This window comes from Serratia sp. JKS000199 (assembly GCF_900215455.1).
Taxonomy (GTDB): Bacteria; Pseudomonadota; Gammaproteobacteria; order Enterobacterales; family Enterobacteriaceae; genus Serratia; species Serratia ureilytica.
This window is the reverse complement of the sequence record NZ_LT907843.1, coordinates 629,969-647,503: the sequence shown is the minus strand read 5'-3', so window position 1 is coordinate 647,503 and position 17,535 is coordinate 629,969. Positions and strand designations below refer to the sequence as shown.

Sequence of the window (17,535 nt, the reverse complement as noted above, 5' to 3'; positions counted from 1 at the left end):
CGATGTTTCATCGTCTGTTGACGCTCATCATCAAGGAAATGCAGGCGCTGCTGCGCGATCCGCAAACCCGCGCCATTTTAATCATGCCAGTGATCCTGCAGGTGCTGCTGTTCCCGTTCGCCGCGACGCTGGAAGTCACCAACGCCACCATCGCGGTCTACAGCGAGGACAGCGGCCAGGCCTCGGTAGAGCTGACCCAACGCTTCGCCAAGGCCAAAGCCTTCTCCCATGTCCTGCTGCTGCGCAATCCGCAGGAGATAAAGACCACCATCGACAACCAGCGGGCGCTGCTGCTGATCCGCTTCCCGGCGCAGTTCTCGCGCGATATCGCCACCGGCAATACCGCGCCGCTGCAGCTGCTGCTCGACGGGCGCAACTCCAACAGCGCGCAGATCGCCGCCAACTACGTGCAGCAGATCGTGCAGGAATATCAGAACGAGCTGCTCGGCAACCGCGCGAAACCCAACAACAGCGAACTGGTGGTACGCAACTGGTATAACCCGAATCTGGACTACAAATGGTTCGTGGTGCCGTCGCTGATCGCCATGATCACCACCATCGGCGTGCTGATCGTCACCTCGCTGTCGGTGGCGCGCGAGCGCGAACAGGGCACGCTGGAACAGCTGCTGGTCTCGCCGCTCACCACCTGGCAAATCTTTATCGGCAAGGCGGTGCCGGCGCTGATCGTCGCCAGCTTCCAGGCCAGCATCGTGCTGTTGATCGGCATCTTCCTGTACCAGATCCCGTTCGCCGGATCGCTGCTGCTGTTCTACGCCACCATGCTGATCTACGGGCTGTCGCTGGTCGGTTTCGGCCTGCTGATCTCGTCGCTGTGCGCCACTCAGCAGCAGGCGTTCATCGGCGTGTTCGTGTTCATGATGCCGGCGATCCTGCTCTCGGGTTACGTCTCGCCGGTGGAGAATATGCCGGTGTGGCTGCAGGATCTGACCTGGGTGAACCCGATACGCCACTTCACCGACATCACCAAGCAGATCTACCTGAAGGACGCCAGTTTCAGCATCATCTGGCACAGCCTGTGGCCGCTGCTGGTGATCACCGCCACCACCGGCAGCGCCGCCTATGCGCTGTTCCGCCGCAAAATCGCATAAAAAAAGCTCTGCATGTCACATGCAGAGCTTTTTGATCGCAGATACCCTAAGGCATGAGAGACGACGGATTTAGCGGCGGTTGCCGAAAATGCGCAGCAACATCAGGAACAGGTTGATGAAGTCGAGATACAGCGTCAGCGCGCCGACGATGGCGTACTTGCGGAAGCCGTCTTTATCATCGGCGTTCAGCTGCTCGCCCATCGCCTTGAGTTTCTGCGTGTCGTACGCGGTCAGGCCGACGAACACCACCACTCCGATGTAGGTAATCGCCCACATCAGCGCGGTGCTTTTCAGCCAGATGTTCACCAGCGAAGCCAGCACGATGCCGATCAGCGCCATGAACAACATGCTGCCGAAGCCGCTCAGATCGCGCTTGGTGGTGTAGCCGTACAGGCTCATCGCGCCGAACATGCCGGCGGTGACGACGAAAGTGCTGGCGATCGAGCTGTAGGTGTACGCGATGAAGATGCTCGACAGCGTCAGCCCGGTCAGCGCCGAGTACAGCATGAACAGCGAGGTGGCCACCGCGCCGCTCAGGCGGTTGACCATGCCGGAAATCACGAACACCAGCGCCAACTGGGCGATGATCAGACCGAAGAAGGTGATCTGACTGGAGAAGATGAAGTTGAGGATCGCGGGCGTATTGGCCGCATACCAGGAAACGAACGCCGTCAGCAGCAGACCGCAGGTCATCCAGCCGTAAACCTGCGCCATGTAGGCCTGAATGCCGCTGTTGGCACGTTCGACGATTGAACCATTAGAGCGTGGATATCGGTCCATGACGGTTACCTTTTGCGTAGTAAACAAGATTCCGAAGCCCCTCGAACGGGGCTTCGCCTGCTATAAGCGTACCACAGAATAGGCCGCGCGAAAGCGGCAAAGGTCTTGATTTGTTTCCGCTGTTGAGGCGTTATTTAGCCGCGTCGTGCCAGCGCTGCGCGGCCTGACGATCGCTATCGCGAGCGTCCACCCAACGATCGCCCTGGCCGGTCGCTTCGCGCTTCCAGAACGGTGCGCGGGTCTTCAGGTAGTCCATGATGAACTCGCTGGCGGCGAACGCCATGCCGCGGTGCGCGCCGGTCACGCCGACGAACACGATCTCGTCGCCGGGATACAGCGCGCCGACGCGGTGGATCACCGTCACGCGCTGCAGCGGCCAACGGCTGCGCGCCTCGGCCACGATCTCCGCCAGCGCCTTCTCGGTCATGCCGGGGTAGTGTTCCAGCGTCAGCGCGCTGACGTCGTCCCCGAGGTTATGGTTGCGCACCTTGCCGGTGAAGGTCACCACCGCGCCGTCGGCGTCGCACTGCGCCAGCCACTGATACTCGTCGCCGACGTTGAACGGCGCTTCGCCCACGCGAATGCGGGTGTTTTCCATGCTTACCCCCCGGTAACCGGCGGGAAGAAGGCCACTTCATCGCCGGCGCGCAGCGGGTGATCCGCCGCCACCAGCGACTGATTGACCGCCGCCAGCAGTTTGCCGGACTCCAGCGCCAGCGCCCAGCGATCGCCGCGCGCGCACAGCGCCTGGCGCAGCGCCTCGACGGTCGGGTAATCCGCCGGCATCGACAGCGCGCCAGTGCCCACCAGTTCGCGCACCTGCGCGAAGAAAAGAATATCGATCATGCGTTCACCTTAAAATCGCCGGATTTGCCGCCGCTTTTCGCCAGCAGGCGCACCGGGCCGATCACCATGTCTTTCTGTACCGCTTTGCACATGTCATAGATGGTCAATGCCGCCACCGAGGCGGCGGTCAGCGCTTCCATCTCGACGCCGGTTTTGCCGGTCAGCCGGCAGCAGGTTTCAATGCGCACCCGGCTGTGCTCCGTTTGCGCCTCCAGCTGCACTTCGACCTTGCTCAACATCAGCGGGTGGCACAGCGGGATCAGTTCCCAGGTGCGTTTGGCCGCCTGAATGCCGGCGATGCGCGCCGTGGCGAACACGTCGCCCTTGTGATGGCTGCCGTCGACGATCATCGCCAGCGTGGCGGGCAGCATGTCGACGAAGGCTTCGGCGCGCGCCTCACGCACCGTTTCGGCCTTGGCGGAAACGTCGACCATATGGGCTTCGCCGGCGGCGTTAATGTGGGTTAGCTGTGTCATGACTCAGGGCTTCTTCAAATGGGGCTGGAAGTTGCACGGGCGATGGCGCGCGTCCAACTGCTCTTCGATAATCCGCTCCCAGGCGGTGCGGCAGGCGCGGGTGGAGCCCGGCATGGCGAAAATCACCGTGCGGTTGGCCAGGCCGGCCAGCGCGCGCGACTGGATCGTCGCGGTGCCGATCTCTTCGTACGACACCATGCGGAACAGTTCGCCGAACCCTTCCACCTCTCTGTCGAACAGCGGCAACAGCGCTTCCGGCGTGTTGTCGCGCGCGGTAAAACCGGTGCCGCCGGTGATCAGCACCGCCTGCACGTTGTCATCGGCGATCCACGCGGAAACCCGTGCGCGGATCTGGTAAATGTCATCTTTGACGATGGCGCGATCCACCACCTGATGGCCGGCTTCCTGCGCCGCTTCCTGCAGATATTGGCCGGAGGTGTCTTCCGCCGCGCCGCGGCTGTCGGACACGGTCAGGATGGCGATATGCGCCGGAATAAACTCGCTGCTCGCATGGCTCATGGTTCAATAAGCTCCTATTGGCTGTCAGCCGCCGATAAACGACAGGTTCTGGGTGATCCCGCTGTTGCCCTGATGCAGGAAATGGGTCTGCTTCTTGCTCAGCAGCCCGCTCTGAATGCGCGCCTTCAGCGCGTCGAGCTGGCCGTCGTCCGCCAGCAGATCGCGCAGGGGCACCCCCTGCTCGCCGAACAGGCACAGATGCAGATTGCCGATGGAAGAAACGCGCAGCCGGTTGCAGCTGGCGCAGAAGTCTTTTTCATACGGCATGATAAGACCCACCTCACCCTGGTAGTCCGGGTGGCTGAACACCTGCGCCGGGCCGTCGCTGCGGCCACGCGCCTGGCGCTGCCAACCCTGCTGCTCCAACTGCCGGCGAATCACTTCGCCGGAAACGTGGTGTTTGCGAAACAGTTCGCCCCCCTCGCCGGTTTCCATCAGTTCGATAAAGCGCAACTGGATCGGCCGATCCTTGATCCAGGCGAGAAACGCGCCGAGTTGCTGGTGATTGACGTCGCGCATCAGCACGGCGTTGACCTTGACCTTGCTGAAACCGGCGCTGAAGGCGGCGTCGATGCCGTCCATCACCTGGCGGAACTTGTCCTGACCGGTAATGGCGTGAAACTGGCGGGGATCCAGACTGTCGATGCTGACGTTGATCGCCGTCAGACCGGCGTCACGCCAGGCGGCGACGTCGCGCGCCAGACGGTAGCCGTTGGTGGTGACCGCCAGCGTGCGAATGGCCGGATTTTCCCGCACGGCGGCGATGATCTCGGTAAAGTCGCGGCGCAGCGAAGGCTCGCCGCCGGTCAGACGCACCTTTTCGGTGCCCAGTTCGGCGAACGCGCGGCTGACGCGGCGGATTTCATCCAGCGACAGGAAGCTTTTCGGGCTGCCGCTCGGCTTGTAGCCGTCGGGCAGACAGTAGGTGCAACGAAAGTTGCACACGTCGGTGATCGACAAGCGCAGGTAATAGAACTTGCGCTCATAAGCATCAATGAGTTGCGGTACCATAACACCTTTCCAAAGTCGGGAGATGCGAGCGTTTCCCCTCTGCACCCTGGTGGCTGACTTCGCCACGGCCCAGGCGCCATATCGTTCCGGATGAACAACGTAGGCGCAGGGGCTAGGAGTTTGATTTCTCTTCCCGCTACCTTGAGTAGCCGGAATGAAACCGTGGTTTTCAGCAGAATTCTAGCGCTAATCGGCAACGATAGCCAACGCGTTAATTCGCTATATAACTGTCTATACAGCGTTTTTAGACGCCGCGTAATCGGGTAAACCATGATAAACATCGCTTACGCGGGCGAATTGACCAGAATCACGCAAATGGCACTCTTTATCCCCTAAATAATGGGCGTCGCCTCCCGACGGCAAGCCCGCTCCCCCCAGAGGCAACGTCAAGGATAACGGGTATATCGCGTTTTTACGCCGGATCCGCTACCTTATGCGGGCAGTTCAGCCCCTTTGTAAGGAAATTTATGCGTAATCGTACCCTGGCCGATCTCGACCGCGTGGTGGCGTTGGGCGGCGGACACGGCCTGGGCCGTGTGATGTCGGCCCTGTCGTCCTTAGGCTCCCGCCTGACCGGCATCGTTACCACCACCGACAACGGCGGTTCCACCGGCCGCATCCGCCGTTCGGAAGGCGGCATTGCCTGGGGCGATACCCGCAACTGTCTCAACCAGCTGATCACCGAGCCGAGCGTCGCCTCGGCGATGTTCGAATACCGCTTCAGCGGCAACGGCGAACTGGCCGGCCATAACCTCGGCAACCTGATGTTGAAAGCGCTGGATCACCTGAGCGTGCGCCCGCTGGAAGCGATCAACCTGGTGCGCAGCCTGTTGAAGGTGGACGCGGCGTTGATCCCGATGTCGGAACAGCCGGTGGATTTGATGGCGCACGATCACGAAGGCAACCATGTTTACGGTGAAGTGAATGTTGACCAACTGACTCATATGCCGCAGGAGCTGATGCTGTCTCCCCCGGTCAACGCCACGCGCGAAGCGCTGGACGCCATCGCGCAGGCCGACGTGATCCTGATTGGGCCGGGCAGTTTTCTCACCAGCCTGATGCCGCTGCTGCTGCTCGACGATCTCACCCAGGCGCTGCGCCGCAGCAGCGCCAGCATGATCTATATCGGCAACCTCGGCCGCGAGCTGAGCGTGGCCGCCGCGGCGCTGTCGTTAAAGGATAAGCTGACGCTGATGGAAGAGAAGATCGGCCGCAGAATGATCGATGCGCTGATCGTCGGCCCGGCGGTGGACGCCAGTGAAGTGCAGGATCGGGTGGTGATTCAGCAACCGCTGGAAGCGAGCGACATCCCTTATCGCCACGATCGCCAGCTGCTGCGCCAGGCGCTGGATCAAGCGCTGGTAGAGCTGGCCGACCGCCGCTAACCGAATTTAACCGTCTCGCCCGCGCAGCCAGGGATTATCGCTGGCTGGGGCGGGATGGCTGACCATATCGATATACAGATCTTCCACCTCTTTACGCGCCCAGGGCGTGCGACGCAAAAATTTCAGACTGGACTTGATGCTCGGATCGCTGCGGAAGCAGTTGATGCGAATGCGCGCGCCCAGCTCGGACCAACCGTAGTGATCCACCAGTTTATTCAGCAGTTGCTCCAGCGTCACGCCGTGCAGCGGGTCTTTAGACTGGTGTTGGCTCATGTTCGGTACTCTTCGTGGTCAAATCGGGCCGCACACCATAACAGCTTTGACGCGGCCGACAAGGAATTTTGACGCCCACAGCGCGGGCGCCGTCCAACGGTCAGGAAATCGCGATGAACTGCTCGCGCAGCTGGTGGATCTCGTCGCGCAACGCAGCCGCCTGCTCGAACTCCAGATTTTGCGCATGGGTATACATCTGCGCTTCCAGATCGCGGATTTTCTGATCCAGCGCTTTCGGCGTGAGGTTCTGCAGCTGAGCGCCGCTGTCCGCCGCCTTGCCCCTGCCTTTACCCTTGGCGCGGTTGACCGGCTGGCCAATCTGCAGAATGTCGCCGATCTTCTTGTTCAGCCCCTGCGGCACGATGCCGTTGGCTTCGTTGTAAGCCTGCTGCTTGGCGCGCCGCCGCTCGGTTTCACCGATCGCTTTGGCCATCGAATCGGTGATGCGATCGCCATACAGGATCGCCTTGCCGTTCAGATTACGCGCCGCGCGGCCGATGGTCTGGATCAGCGAACGTTCGGAACGCAGGAAGCCTTCCTTGTCGGCGTCCAGAATCGCCACCAGCGACACCTCAGGCATGTCGAGCCCCTCACGCAGCAGGTTGATGCCCACCAGCACGTCAAACTCGCCCAGACGCAGGTCACGAATGATTTCGACGCGTTCCACGGTGTCGATATCCGAGTGCAGGTAGCGCACGCGCTCACCATGCTCTTCCAGGTATTCGGTCAAGTCTTCCGCCATGCGTTTGGTCAGGGTGGTCACCAGCACGCGCTCGTTGATCGCCGCACGCTTGCGGATCTCGGAGAGCAGATCGTCCACCTGAGTGGCGACCGGCCGCACTTCCACGATCGGATCCAGCAGCCCGGTCGGGCGCACCACCTGGTCGATCAGATCGCCGCCGGATTTCTCCAGCTCATATTTGCCCGGCGTGGCGGAGACATAGATGGTCTGCGGCGCCAGCGCCTCGAACTCCTCGAAGCGCAGCGGGCGGTTGTCCAGCGCCGACGGCAGGCGGAAACCGTACTCCACCAGCGTTTCCTTGCGCGCGCGGTCGCCCTTGAACATCGCGCCGATTTGCGGAATGGTGACGTGGGATTCGTCGACCACCAGCAGGCCGTCCGCCGGCAGGTAATCGAACAGCGTCGGCGGCGGCTCGCCCTCGGCGCGCCCGGAAAGGTAGCGCGAGTAGTTTTCGATGCCCGAGCAGTAACCCAGCTCGTTCATCATCTCCAGATCGAACTGGGTGCGCTGCGTCAGGCGCTGCTCTTCCAGCAGCTTGTTGTTGGCCAACAGCACCTTGCGGCGGTCCGCCAGATCGACCTTGATCTCTTCCATCGCCTGAATGATCCGCTCGCGCGGCGTCACGTAGTGCGACTTCGGGTAGATGGTAAAACGCGGCACCACCTGCTCAATCTGCCCGGTCAGCGGATCGAACAGCGACAGCCGCTCCACTTCGTCGTCGAACAGCTCGACGCGCAGCGCCAGCTCGTCCGATTCCGCCGGGAAGATGTCGATCACCTCACCGCGCACGCGGAAGGTGGCGCGCTGGAAAGCCTGATCGTTGCGGGAATACTGCAGCTCCGCCAGCCGGCGCAAAATGGAGCGCTGATCGATGATCATGCCCTTGGTCAGATGCAGCATCATCTTCAGGTAAAGATCCGGATCGCCCAGGCCGTAGATCGCCGACACCGACGCCACCACCACCACGTCGCGCCGCTCCAGCAGCGCCTTGGTGGCGGAAAGGCGCATCTGCTCGATGTGCTCATTCACCGAAGCGTCTTTTTCAATGAAGGTGTCGGAGCTGGGCACGTAGGCTTCCGGCTGGTAGTAGTCGTAGTAAGAGACGAAGTACTCCACCGCATTCTCCGGGAAAAACTCTTTCATCTCGCCGTACAGCTGCGCCGCCAACGTCTTGTTCGGCGCCAGCACCATGGTCGGCCGATTCAGATCGGCTATCACGTTGGCGATGGTGAACGTTTTGCCCGAGCCGGTTACCCCCAGCAGCGTCTGGTGCGCCAGGCCGTCTTCCAACCCCTCTTCCAGTTTGCGGATGGCTTCCGGCTGATCGCCGGCCGGTTTGAAATCAGAATGCAGTTTGAAAAGTTTACTCATTGCTCGGCTACCCTGTGGAGATGCGCGCGCTCAGGCGGCCAGCCGGCTCTACGCCGGACGTGGCCCCTAATTATGGAAAGTGTCGGCGATTTGCGCCAGTGCCCATGATACTGGATATAAAACCAGCTTCAAGCGGATTCGTCGCTGCGCCCGGCAGCGCGGCAACGCCGTTGCACCGTGAGGTTACAGCGGGGTGACATTTTTATTGTCAATAACAGATTTATCCCCAGAACTTGCCGAAAATTAACTTATTGATAGCACCGCGGCGAAAAATCACACATAGAAACCCGATCAATGCCCTGGCGTCTTGATTTTAGTTAATTTATTGATAATTAATAGTTTTAATAAAAAGACGAGATTGCGGACAAAGCGAACAGAACCCGCGTCGGCTCTCGCTTTACAGCGTTTTTCTAAATCTAATGCACAAGGTTATCCACAGGAATAGTGGATAACTCTCACCGCCCCGCCCGTGGCGGGAGTTACAGAAAGAAAGCTTTTCGCCCTTTACACTCGCCAAAATGGCTTTTTTAGTTATTTTTTCATAAAAATATCGCTTTGTTTATGCCGATTAATACTAAAAATCCCCATTGCCAAAATCGCATTGCCCCCTTTCACGCCGATCGCGCTTGACGGCGGCGCAACGCCTTGCACCACGCCCACGCCGGAGAGCACCACAAGAGTGCAAAAAACGTCCGGGTTAACTTCCCGGCGTATTTTCAGGCCGCCGCGGCAGAGCGCGTCGGGCCTGACAGGCGGTTAACAAAGCGATAACACTCCCCCTTTTCGGCCAGTGGCAAAACTGGCCTGGGAGTTGCTTTATCTTCCCGCGTGCGAACGAGGCGCGACAGCATAATGCGCTGCCGAATGCGGCGTGCAACCGCCGCCTGGCTATGCCTCGTAAAAGCGCGAGAACGACACCAAGTCGTCATAAACGTCGTTTTTCACGACATATTGACTGTCTTTCCGTCCACCGCAGACATTGCTCAGGTGAATCGGAGGGACGGCATTTTGTTCCGGACATTGCCACACTCGGGAAATCAACCGCCAATGCGGCCTTTGCAGCACCCCACCAACGAGTGGAACGGGCGCCTATGTCTATGAGGAGAATGCCACATGCTGAGTCTGAGATCGGTCAATCAATTTTACGGGCAAAATCATACCCTGTGGGACATCAACCTGGAGCTGCCGCGCGGCCAGTGCACCGTGCTGCTCGGGCGCAACGGCGTGGGCAAGACCACGCTGGTCAACTGCATCATGGGGCATTTGCCGGTGGTGAGCGGCAGCATGACCTGGCAGCCGGCGGATCAGCCGCCGCAAAACCTGCTGCTGCAACCGATGGAGCGCCGCGCCGCACTCGGCATCAGCCACGTCCCGCAAGGGCGGCAACTCTTCTCGCAGCTGAGCGTGGAAGAGAATCTGCAAGTGGCGCAGATGGCCGTGCGCGGCGCCCCTTACCGCATTCCGCCGCTGATCTACAGCCTGTTTCCCAATTTGCGCCAGATGCGCGCCCGCCGCGCCGGCGATCTGTGCGAAGGCGCTCAGCGCCAGTTGGCGATTGGTCGTGCGCTGGCGCAGGAGCCGGCGCTGCTGATCCTCGACGAACCGACAACGGGCGTACCGCCCTCGATCGCCGCCGACATCGGCAACGTGATCCGCAGGCTCAACTATGAGTTGGGCATGACCATTTTGCTGGTAGAGCATCAGCTGCCGTTCGTGCGCCGGGTGGCGGATCGTTTTTGTCTGCTCGATAGCGGGCGCACCGTGGCGCACGGCGCGCTGGCGCAGCTGGATGAGGCGCTGATCGGCGCCGGGCTGGCGGAGTGAGTGCTCGGGTTAGCGATTAGGTTGCTGTTGTATCAGTCACGGCCGGTCTGCGCCCAATAGGCATGGGCCGGCCATCTTTTCATACTCGATAGGGGTCACACCGACACCATAATATCGAGGGATGTAAGCATGACAGACAACAACGCGGCATTTATTCAATACGCGGATTTGCACAACAAAAACTGGAGCCTGCAGGAACGTCTTAATATTGAAGGCATTTACGTCAGTTCGCGCGACGAACTGGTCGGCGCACAAGACTTTATCATCAAAACGTTAAAACGCCCTGCGATTGTCAGATTCGCCGCGCCTTTTGCCCTTTGGACGGCGCCTAAAACCGATATCAATGTCGGATTCGTCTATATCGACGGCAACGGCGTCAACGTCACTACCGAGATCCCCAACGGCACGGAAAGCGACCATAACTATTTCCTGCGCTGCTATACCAGCAACGGCGCGCTGGATAACAACGTTCCTATTCGCCCGGCGCCTATCATGAAAGATTTCACCGTAAAGGGCATCGGCGCCAGGATTAACAACAGCAAAGATGAAACGACGATCGAATACACCTATATCGACGGCGTCCGTTTCGATTCGCCTGAAGGCCCGCAGGGCAACTTTTCCGTCAATAACGTCTATATTTCCGGCTTCTACTACGGCCTGTACTACGGTACCAATGCCTATATCGCCCACCACTACGCCTGTGAAGTCATTCGCTGTTTTGAGTGCCTGCATATGCCTTCAACGAACAGCGGCGCCCAAAACTTCGGCGAAGGCATCAACTTCTTCGGTGGCACCCTCGGCAATTCCCAGGGGCTGGCCGTTCGCAACGCTAACCCCAACGGCGCCTTCCGCCTGTTCGGCACTTCGATCGACTATGCCGGCTCGATTGCCGACGTTGAGGCCGGTAGCATTGAATTGCATGGCTGCCATATGGAATTCAACAACGGTAATAGTCCGCTCACGGAAATTCCCTTCCGTTGCAGCGCCAATCAAAATGCATCGCTGTTGATTCACGGCGGCGAAATCATCGTCGCCGGCGGCCGACTGGCGCAAGCGTCGCTGTTTTACGCCGAGGCCGGCAGTAGCGGGATTATCGTCGACAGCGTGAAGTTCTATGGCGTACGAACCGCCAGCGGCCGCTATTTCAGCGGTACCGGCGACTTTGTCATCGTCAATAGCCGACTGGATGGCGGTGGGGGTGGCGCCGGGATCCAGACGCTGGTCGGCGCCGTGAATAACAAGTTAAAAGACGGTGAGTTCGCCTTTTCCGCTAAGCCGTTTGGCTGGGAAGTGACAGGCGGCACGATCAGCGAGCCCTTTACCTCAGACGCAGTGACTATCAGTATCGAAGCCGGCGCGGGCGTCAACGGCAGCAATGCCCTGAAAGTGACCAAGTTGGGCAACGCCAATACCAACGCCGGAGTGAGAGTGATCGTGCCCGCCGCGCAATATGAGCAGCTGGGCGCCTGTTTTACCCTGAAAACGGTCAACGGCGGTACCGGCAATCTGTTCGCGACGCTGCAATATGCCTGTATCCAGGACCATGCGGACAACGGCGTCTCGCTCGTCGCCAAAGCCGCGCCGGCAGCCTGGGACGCCGCCTTGAAAGCCGATGCTTACGCCGAGTACACCGAATATCGTTTCAACGCCAATCGACGAAAAGTCCCGGTCTGGGCGACCCATGTCATCCTGACGTTCAACCTGTTTGCCCTGGCGAAAAATGGCGTGCTTTATCTCGATAACGCCTGTATTACCGCTATGTAAAAGCCAACGCCGGGTCATAAGACCCGGCGTTGTGATTCATCAGCCAGAACCTCTCACTGCGCCAGCAAGCTGATATCCAGATACTGCCCCAGCGGCGCCCGTTCGGCCTGCGGCAGGTGCGGGATTTCGCCCAGCAGCGGCGCGGGCAGCATACGGCGCAGCGTAGCCAGGTATTCCTGATGCCGCCGCCCCGGCGGCGCCACGTCGTTGGCGATCCAACCGGCCAGCGTCAGCCCGGCCTGTTGCACCGCCTGGGCCGTCAGCACCGCGTGGTTGATGCAGCCCAGCTTGATGCCCACCACCAGGATCACCGGCAGTTGCTCTTGCCGCACCCAGTCGGCGAAGGTGTACTCCGCCGACAACGGGGTAAACCACCCGCCGGCCCCCTCGACCAGCACCCAGTCGGCGCGCTGCTCCAGCCGGCGCAGGCCGTCGGACAGCCGCGCCGCGTCGATCGGCCGGCCTTCATCGGCGCTGACGATATGCGGCGAGGTCGGTTCGGCAAATACGTAAGGGTTCACTTCGTCGTAATCCAGCGCCACACCGCTGTTGGCCTGCAGCGCCAGCGCGTCGCCGTTGCGCAGCCCCTCGGCGGTCATCTCGCTGCCGGAGGCCACCGGCTTATAGCCGGCGCTGCGGTAGCCCGCCCGGTTGGCGGCCTGCAGCAAGGCGCTGCTGGCGACGGTTTTCCCCACTTCGGTGTCGGTGCCGGTCACGAACCAACGTTTACTCACGATAAATCACTCCATAAGCCAGATGATAGCTGAGCGGGAACTGCCCCTGCCGGCACGGGTAAGCCGCCTGCAGCGCGGCGAGGCGGCCACGCGACATCAGGCCGCCCTCACGCCCCTGATGCAAATGCGTCGCCCCGATGCCCTTGAGCGAACGCATCAGCGTCATCACGTCCGGGTAGTTCAGGGTGCGCAACTCCGTCACCAGCTCGTGTCGATAGGCGGCGCAGGCGGTGCGGATCTGCGTCAACGGCAAAAAGGCGTTCACGTGACGTTCGCCGTCCACCTGTTGCCAGGCGTCCCCCAATTCCTGCAGCGAGCCCGCCGCCAGCGTGGAAAACAGGATCACGCCGCCGGGACGGGTCACGCGATACAGCTCCGCCAGCGCGGCAGGTAGATCGCTGCACCACTGCACCACCAGGCTGCTGAAACAGATGTCCATCGCCGCATCGGGCAGCGGCACCTGTTCGATATCGCCCAGCAGATAATGATGCGCCGCCTGCCGTTGGCGGGCGACGTCCAGCATGCCCGGCGCCAAATCGAGCGCGGTCACCCGTTTGCCGCGCTCACGCCACATACGGCTGAAATAGCCGGTGCCGCAGCCGGCGTCCAGCAGCTGTTCGCCCGGGTGGGAACTCCCCATCCCCAGTAAGCGCTCGCCAACGTCACGCTGCAGCTCGGCGGCGGCGTCGTAGCTGCCGGCCGCGCGGCTGAAGGCCGAGGCGACCGCCTGTTTGTTCACTGTGTCATTGGCTGACGTCATTCAGCACCTCCAGCAGGCGATCGATGTCCTGCGGCTGATGCGCCGCCGTCAGGGTAATGCGCAGCCGTGCGCCGCCCGGGGGCACCGTCGGCGGACGGATGGCGCTCACCCACAGGCCGCACTCGCGCAGGCGGGTCGCCAGATCGAGCGCGCGCTGATTATCCCCCACCAGCAGCGGCTGGATGGCGGTGTCGGAATCCGTCAGGGTCAGCGCCAGCGGCGCCGCGCCCTGGCGGAAACGCCGAATGTTGTCCTGCAGCCGGGCGCGCAGGTCATCGCCCTCTCGAATGCAGACCAGCGCCGCCTGCAGCGCGCAGGCCTGCGCCGGCGGCATCGCGGTGCTGTAGATCAGATGGCGGGCGAACTGCAGCAGATACTCGGCGGTCGCCTCATCGCACAGCACCGCCGCGCCGCTGATGCCGAACGCCTTGCCGAAGGTCGCCACCAGCAGTTCAGGGCGCACACCCTGCTGCCAGCAACTGCCGCGGCCTTGCTCACCGCGCACGCCGATGCCGTGGGCGTCATCCACCATCAGCCAGGCGCCCGCCGCACGGGTTAAGCGATGCAGCTCCGCCAACGGCGCGCCGTCGCCATCCATGCTGAACACCCCTTCGGTGACCGCCAGCCGCTGCCCGTCGCAGGGTTTGGCCAGCAGATCCGCCAAGGCCTGCGGTTGATTGTGCTGGAACCGGCGCAGCTCGGCCGGCGACTGCGCCGCCGCCTCCAGCAGCGAGGCATGGCTGAGACGATCGGCCAAAATGCGATCGCCCTTTTGCATCAACGCCGCCAGCACCGCCTGGTTGGCGGCGTAGCCGGAGATGAACAGCAGCGCGCGCGGATAGCCGAGCCACGCCGCCAGTTGCTCTTCCAGCACCTGATGCGCTGCGCTAAAACCGGTCACGTGGCCCGAACCGCCGCTGCCGACGCCGTAACGCTGCGCGCCCTGCTGCCAGGCGGCGATCACCCGCGCATCCTGGCTCAAGCCCAGGTAGTCGTTGCCCGAGAAGTTCAGATAGAGACGATCGCCGAGCCGGATCTGGCGGCCGTTGCCGCCCTCGGTGGTCTGTCGCCGGCGGTAGGCGGCGTTCAGGCGCCGCTCAGCCAGCGCCTGCTCGATGCGTTGCTGCCAGCTCATCACGGCGCCGCGTTGTAAAACTCGGCGGTATCGGCGTTCAGCAGTTGCTTGGCCAGCACCTGCTGTTGCTGGTTGTCGCCGTGTTCGGTTGCGGTCTGCTGCGGGTTGAGCCCCAGCTTGCGGAACAGCTGCAGGTCTTTGTCTTCTTCCGGATTCGGCGTGGTCAGCAGCTTGCAACCGTAGAAGATCGAGTTGGCGCCGGCCATGAAGCACATCGCCTGCGTCTGTTCGTTCATCTGTTCGCGGCCTGCGGAGAGACGGACATAAGAAGATGGCATCATGATGCGCGCCACCGCGATGGTGCGGATGAAATCAAACGGATCGACGTCATCGTTATCCGCCAGCGGCGTGCCTTTCACCTTCACCAACATGTTGATCGGCACGCTCTCCGGTGGTTTTGGCAGGTTGGCCAGCTGCACCAGCAACCCGGCGCGATCGCGCACCGTTTCACCCAGCCCGACGATGCCGCCGGAGCACACTTTGATGCCGGCGTCGCGCACCTTGTCGAGCGTATCCAGGCGCTCCTGGTAGCTGCGGGTGGTGATGATGCTGCCGTAGAACTCCGGCGAGGTGTCGAGGTTATGGTTGTAGTAATCCAGCCCGGCCTCCGCCAGCCGCTCGGCCTGGGTGCCATCCAATGTGCCCAGCGTCATGCAGGTTTCCATGCCCATCGCTTTCACGCCCTGCACCATTTGCTGCAGATAAGGCATATCGCGCTCGTGCGGGTTCTTCCACGCCGCGCCCATGCAAAAACGGGTCGAACCGTTCGCCTTGGCCTTGCGCGCCGATTCCAGCACCTGCTCGACCTGCATCAGCCGCTCCGACTCCAGGCCGGTCTTGTAGCGTGAGCTCTGCGGGCAGTATTTGCAGTCTTCCGGGCAAGCGCCGGTCTTGATCGACAGCAGCGTGCTGACCTGCACCTGACGCGGGTCGAAGTGCTGGCGGTGTACGGTTTGCGCTTCGAACAGCAGTTCCAGCAGCGGTTTATCAAACAGGGCCTGGGCTTGCCCTACTGTCCAGTGAATGCGGTCGGCCATCATGGCGTCTCCAAAACGAAAAAGTGTCGCCAGTTTAAATATTGTGGATATACTGTCAACCAATCTTAATCCAATTTGGTTTACAACAATGTCTGTCACCGCTTCCGACCTGGCGTTTGACCAACGCCATATCTGGCACCCCTACACCTCCATGAGCCGCCCGTTACCCTGTTACCCGATCGAATCGGCCAGCGGCGTCGAACTGCAGCTGGCGGACGGCCGGAGTCTGGTGGACGGCATGTCCTCCTGGTGGGCGGCGATCCACGGTTACAACCATCCGCGCCTGAATCAGGCCGCCAGCCAGCAGTTGGAGAAGATGTCGCACGTGATGTTCGGCGGCATTACCCATCCGGCCGCCATCTCGTTGTGCCGTCGGCTGGTGGAAATGACGCCGGAAGCACTGCAGTGCGTGTTCCTGGCGGACTCTGGTTCGGTGGCGGTAGAAGTGTCGCTGAAAATGGCGCTGCAGTACTGGCAGGCGCGCGGCGAGCGCCGGCAGCGCATCCTGACGCTGCGCCACGGCTATCACGGCGATACCTTCGGCGCGATGTCGGTCTGCGATCCGGACAACTCGATGCACAGCCTCTATCAGGGGTATCTGGCGCCGCACCTGTTCGCCACCGCGCCGCAGTGCCGCTTCGACGAGGAATGGCGTGAAGAGGATATCGCGCCGTTCGCCGCGCTGCTGGAGCAGCACGCCGGTGAAGTGGCGGCGGTGATTCTGGAACCGGTGGTGCAAGGCGCCGGCGGCATGCGCATCTACCATCCGACCTATCTCAAGCGGGTGCGCGAGCTGTGCGATCGCCATCAGGTGCTGCTGATCGCCGACGAGATCGCCACCGGTTTCGGCCGCACCGGCAAGCTGTTCGCCTGCGAGCACGCGCAGGTGGTGCCGGACATTCTCTGTCTGGGCAAGGCGCTGACCGGCGGCTATATGACCCTTTCCGCCACCTTGACTACCCGCCATGTGGCGGAGACCATCAGCAACGGCGCGGCCGGCTGCTTTATGCACGGGCCAACCTTTATGGGCAATCCGCTGGCCTGCGCCGTGGCGGACGCCAGTCTGGCGCTGCTGGCGGAAAATCGCTGGCAGGCGCAGGTGAGCGCCATCGAAACCCAGTTAAAGCGGGAACTGTTGCCGTTGGCGGCGCTGCCGAAGGTGGCCGACGTGCGGGTGCTGGGCGCGATTGGGGTGCTTGAGATGCGCGAACCGGTGGATGTCGCCGAGCTGCAGCGCGGGTTCGTCGAGCGCGGGGTATGGATCCGGCCGTTCGGCAAGCTGATTTACCTGATGCCGCCTTACATCATCGAAGCGGACCAGCTCAGCCGCCTGACCGCCGCCGTCGCCGCCGCCGCGCGTTAATGCCTTACCAATGCTGGTCCAGATAGCGGGCCAGCAATCCCAAACACAGCAGCCACAGTACAATGATCATCGCCGCCGCCATGCGGCCGGTGGGATTATCGACGCGCTTTTGCGCCTTCTCGCGCAGCTCGGCCATCAGCGGTTTGGGGATCAGCCGCACCGCCAACATGATGCCCAACGGCACGATGATCACATCGTCCAGATAGCCCAGCACCGGAATAAAATCCGGGATCAGATCGATCGGTGAGATCGCATAGCCGGCGACCAGCAGCGCGATCAGCTTGGCGTACCACGGGGTGCGCTTATCACGGGCGGCCAGCCACAGCGCGTAGATATCGCGCTTGATGCCTTTGGCCCAACGGCGCAGCCAGCCGAACCACGGCGTGCGTTTTTTCAGTGAAATCAT

The 17,535-nt window shown here is 61.6% G+C and carries 18 protein-coding genes and 1 riboswitch; of the genes, 5 read left to right on the top strand and 13 right to left on the bottom strand.

Annotation, left to right across the window (positions count from 1 at the left end; translation table 11 throughout):
• Positions 1-2: 2 nt before the first annotated feature.
• Positions 3-1,109, top strand: a complete 1,107-nt coding sequence (locus tag CPH57_RS03185; protein ID WP_047572292.1) for an ABC transporter permease — start codon at positions 3-5, stop codon at positions 1,107-1,109.
• A 69-nt stretch (positions 1,110-1,178) separates the two neighbouring features.
• On the opposite strand, the gene CPH57_RS03180 is transcribed toward CPH57_RS03185, so the two are convergent.
• The 6 genes from CPH57_RS03180 to moaA form a co-directional block, all read right to left on the bottom strand.
• Positions 1,179-1,889: a Bax inhibitor-1/YccA family protein gene (locus CPH57_RS03180; RefSeq protein WP_004939761.1), complete on the bottom strand. Its 711-nt coding sequence runs from the start codon at positions 1,887-1,889 to the stop codon at positions 1,179-1,181.
• A 130-nt stretch (positions 1,890-2,019) separates the two neighbouring features.
• Positions 2,020-2,487 (bottom strand): molybdopterin synthase catalytic subunit MoaE, encoded by a 468-nt coding sequence (moaE, locus tag CPH57_RS03175; protein WP_033642239.1) that lies wholly within the window; start codon positions 2,485-2,487, stop codon positions 2,020-2,022.
• Positions 2,488-2,489: 2 nt separating this feature from the next.
• A complete protein-coding gene (moaD, locus tag CPH57_RS03170) occupies positions 2,490-2,735 on the bottom strand; it encodes a molybdopterin synthase sulfur carrier subunit (protein ID WP_004939768.1) in 246 nt (81 codons plus the stop codon).
• A complete protein-coding gene (moaC, locus tag CPH57_RS03165; protein ID WP_025301929.1) occupies positions 2,732-3,211 on the bottom strand; it encodes a cyclic pyranopterin monophosphate synthase MoaC in 480 nt (159 codons plus the stop codon). Before moaC ends, moaD begins: the two co-directional genes overlap by 4 nt.
• A gap of 3 nt (positions 3,212-3,214) precedes the next feature.
• A complete protein-coding gene (moaB, locus tag CPH57_RS03160) occupies positions 3,215-3,730 on the bottom strand; it encodes a molybdenum cofactor biosynthesis protein B (RefSeq protein ID WP_033642238.1) in 516 nt (171 codons plus the stop codon).
• Between the two features lie 24 nt (positions 3,731-3,754).
• A complete protein-coding gene (moaA, locus tag CPH57_RS03155; protein ID WP_033641045.1) occupies positions 3,755-4,741 on the bottom strand; it encodes a GTP 3',8-cyclase MoaA in 987 nt (328 codons plus the stop codon).
• Positions 4,728-4,872: riboswitch (molybdenum cofactor riboswitch) on the bottom strand. Its footprint overlaps the gene before it by 14 nt.
• A gap of 336 nt (positions 4,873-5,208) precedes the next feature.
• Here moaA and yvcK point away from each other — a divergent pair.
• Positions 5,209-6,126, top strand: a complete 918-nt coding sequence (gene yvcK, locus CPH57_RS03150) for a uridine diphosphate-N-acetylglucosamine-binding protein YvcK (protein WP_033642237.1) — start codon at positions 5,209-5,211, stop codon at positions 6,124-6,126.
• Positions 6,127-6,132: 6 nt separating this feature from the next.
• Here the strand turns inward: yvcK and CPH57_RS03145 are convergent, their stop codons facing one another.
• Both CPH57_RS03145 and uvrB read right to left on the bottom strand, forming a co-directional pair.
• A complete protein-coding gene (locus CPH57_RS03145) occupies positions 6,133-6,399 on the bottom strand; it encodes a VF530 family DNA-binding protein (RefSeq protein ID WP_004939783.1) in 267 nt (88 codons plus the stop codon).
• A 100-nt stretch (positions 6,400-6,499) separates the two neighbouring features.
• Complete coding sequence (uvrB, locus tag CPH57_RS03140; RefSeq protein ID WP_033642236.1) at positions 6,500-8,512, bottom strand: excinuclease ABC subunit UvrB; 2,013 nt, start codon at positions 8,510-8,512, stop codon at positions 6,500-6,502.
• 1,113 nt (positions 8,513-9,625) lie between these two features.
• On the opposite strand from uvrB, the gene CPH57_RS03135 reads away from it, so the two are divergent.
• A complete protein-coding gene (locus CPH57_RS03135) occupies positions 9,626-10,336 on the top strand; it encodes an ATP-binding cassette domain-containing protein (protein WP_089196740.1) in 711 nt (236 codons plus the stop codon).
• A 129-nt stretch (positions 10,337-10,465) separates the two neighbouring features.
• Positions 10,466-12,100 carry a hypothetical protein gene (locus CPH57_RS03130; RefSeq protein ID WP_047572298.1) on the top strand — a complete coding sequence of 545 codons (1,635 nt, stop codon included), beginning with the start codon at positions 10,466-10,468 and terminating at the stop codon, positions 12,098-12,100.
• 53 nt (positions 12,101-12,153) lie between these two features.
• Here CPH57_RS03130 and bioD read toward each other — a convergent pair whose 3' ends face one another.
• The 4 genes from bioD to bioB are packed head-to-tail and all read right to left on the bottom strand — an operon-like array spanning position 12,154 to position 15,766.
• On the bottom strand, positions 12,154-12,834 hold the full coding sequence (gene bioD / locus CPH57_RS03125) for a dethiobiotin synthase (protein ID WP_033642233.1): 681 nt from the start codon (positions 12,832-12,834) through the stop codon (positions 12,154-12,156).
• The gene (gene bioC, locus CPH57_RS03120; RefSeq protein WP_089196738.1) at positions 12,827-13,594 is read right to left on the bottom strand and encodes a malonyl-ACP O-methyltransferase BioC; all 768 of its coding nucleotides are present in this window, start codon (positions 13,592-13,594) and stop codon (positions 12,827-12,829) included. The genes bioD and bioC overlap by 8 nt, the downstream gene beginning before the upstream one ends.
• Positions 13,578-14,729 (bottom strand): 8-amino-7-oxononanoate synthase, encoded by a 1,152-nt coding sequence (gene bioF / locus CPH57_RS03115; RefSeq protein WP_096242022.1) that lies wholly within the window; start codon positions 14,727-14,729, stop codon positions 13,578-13,580. The genes bioC and bioF overlap by 17 nt, the downstream gene beginning before the upstream one ends.
• The gene (gene bioB, locus CPH57_RS03110; RefSeq protein ID WP_031299723.1) at positions 14,729-15,766 is read right to left on the bottom strand and encodes a biotin synthase BioB; all 1,038 of its coding nucleotides are present in this window, start codon (positions 15,764-15,766) and stop codon (positions 14,729-14,731) included. The genes bioF and bioB overlap by 1 nt, the downstream gene beginning before the upstream one ends.
• A gap of 88 nt (positions 15,767-15,854) precedes the next feature.
• On the opposite strand from bioB, the gene bioA reads away from it, so the two are divergent.
• A complete protein-coding gene (gene bioA, locus CPH57_RS03105; protein WP_069100579.1) occupies positions 15,855-17,129 on the top strand; it encodes an adenosylmethionine--8-amino-7-oxononanoate transaminase in 1,275 nt (424 codons plus the stop codon).
• A gap of 4 nt (positions 17,130-17,133) precedes the next feature.
• Here the strand turns inward: bioA and CPH57_RS03100 are convergent, their stop codons facing one another.
• A complete protein-coding gene (locus tag CPH57_RS03100) occupies positions 17,134-17,535 on the bottom strand; it encodes a YkvA family protein (protein WP_047025679.1) in 402 nt (133 codons plus the stop codon).